Raw genomic sequence first — 1,925 nt, 5'->3', positions numbered from 1 at the left:
TTGTCAAAAGCTAAATGGCCGTTATTCTTAAGGTTATCAAACAATGTCATGACCGCTAATTTGGGAAAAGTTATGATGGTAAAAAAGTACGCAACAGGTGGGATTGGAAGAACTTTCCGATTTTCGATGGTTGGCGTGGTACTGTTATGATGCTTGAACTCTACAACTTTACTCATATTGACTCCGTTAACTTTCCCAATAATACTCCAAAATGGGAATGTTTTATACGGTGATGAAGATTGCTAGTAATGCTGAAGCTTTGATAGTGCTAAGAGAGTTGCCACAGATCGCGCAGCGACCTGTGGACATCGTTTAAACGGTTTCTAGTCGCCAAAATTACTCTAAAACGAGAAAGTTTTATACTGTGATGATGATGCGAAGATTAATTGGTTAGTTCAACTCCCCCAATTCCCATATGTAGTTATCTCTAAGGGTTTCCTTTGTAATTTCTGAATTCTGAATATGGTCAACTTCATTTGATGGATTGACGGTTTCAATTGTGACAATTATCGCGTTTATTTGTTGCAATAACTTAACAGGTAAGCCTTTCTTCAGGCGCCCGACGTAATTTACATTACGAACCAAGTTAGCATTCTTCATCTGAAAAAAATAACAAGGAAATTCACCACTCAACTCTCGCTCATTAACACCGTCAGTTTTATTCTGAAGCATTTTCCCGCCATCTAAAATCTCGACAGCTAACGACCTTTCAATTTCCATTTGAACCGGGTTGTCCATATAGTCAGTCATAACCGTTGCGTAACCACTCTCATCATCCTTAGTTATCACAGCAAGGGAGTATATATAATGATTCGTCGCCCCTTGCTTTAAAGCAATGTAGTCACCCATATTGCGCTGCGCCGATAAAAACTCACTCATCTGACGAGCTTTGCCATAATTCATTTTCCAATTAACTTCACAAGCAGCATTTAAGTTATCAATATTTCGCTTTTTGGTGTCGCAGCTAGCCAAGAATAGTGCGCCAACAATAATCCAAACTAGCTTGAACTTAATCGACATAGTATAAATTTCCTTCCTGTAGATAGTGTGTTCTTCTATATTTCAACCCTGCTTGTTGGCGTATCAGGTTTGTATGTCGGACAGCAAAAGTCTCGCTATTCGACAGCCCTCGAACTGAGTCCCCAATACGCAACGAGTCGTTAGGAGCTTTCCATGGCCACTGGAGGAACCTACCCGTAGTTGAAGCCCAAGAGTGGTGAAGCTCATGCGCTAGAGATAAAAAGGAAGATTCATTTTTTATAAAGCCGCCTCGCACATTTGCGTGTATTCCGGGGCCACTAACGTGATTATATCCTACCACTGTATCATAACCCTTAGCTACTCCTTCAAAGGGTTGGCGAGAATATTTGATTAAGATGCTCGAATCTGAATCTACAAGGCCGATAAGCATTTTTTCACCCGCATCCGTCTCAGCAATGTCACCCAAGTCTTTCATGAGCTTCTCAGCAAATCCTTTTGGCCCTTCAGATGTATAGCTGAGTTCATTATCTCCGAACTTGAAGGTCTGCTCCTGTTTTATGTAGCCTTCTGATTCAGGGGCGCCCACGGCGCTAGGAGTGCCAGAGAAATAATTCCCACTGGTACCAAAATTATCACCTTTTGATNCAATATCTGCAGCAGATTCAGGAGGAGTGTTGTTCTGTGGTGATGCATTTGCGCCATTCTCGGCACCATTCTTGGTTTTATTTTTACCATTAATGTTATTTATTAAGCTATTTATGTTGTTCATTAAGTCATTGTACTCTTCCTCTTTTTCTTGTCTGCGCCTTTCAATTCTAGAATAGCCACTAGGATCAGTATACTTTAATGGGTTGTTTATGACGTAGCTATAAGGATTAATGCCTTGGCTATTGCCATTCCCCTGAATAAACGGGTCCACCGACATAAACCGCCCAATATTGTAG

Annotated in this window: 2 protein-coding genes; both read right to left on the bottom strand. The window is 40.9% G+C overall.

Annotated features, from left to right (window positions below; genetic code table 11):
• Positions 1-390: 390 nt before the first annotated feature.
• Entirely contained in the window at positions 391-1,020 is a 630-nt protein-coding gene (locus AB9H30_RS19270; RefSeq protein ID WP_371196419.1) for a hypothetical protein, read from the bottom strand.
• The coding region (locus tag AB9H30_RS19265; protein WP_371196418.1) for an RHS repeat-associated core domain-containing protein at positions 1,010-1,925 on the bottom strand (916 nt) is incomplete at its 5' end. The genes AB9H30_RS19270 and AB9H30_RS19265, both read right to left, overlap by 11 nt.

This window comes from Glaciecola sp. SC05, from assembly GCF_041380235.1.
In the GTDB taxonomy this organism is placed as follows: domain Bacteria; phylum Pseudomonadota; class Gammaproteobacteria; order Enterobacterales; family Alteromonadaceae; genus Glaciecola.
The sequence above is the reverse complement of the archived record's forward strand: the minus strand, read 5'-3'. Positions and strand labels throughout refer to the sequence as shown.

Excerpts from the sequence above, each read along its gene's own strand:
- AB9H30_RS19270 (WP_371196419.1), bottom strand. The coding sequence starts at position 1,020 with ATGTCGATTAAGTTCAAGCTAGTTTGGATTATTGTTGGCGCACTATTC.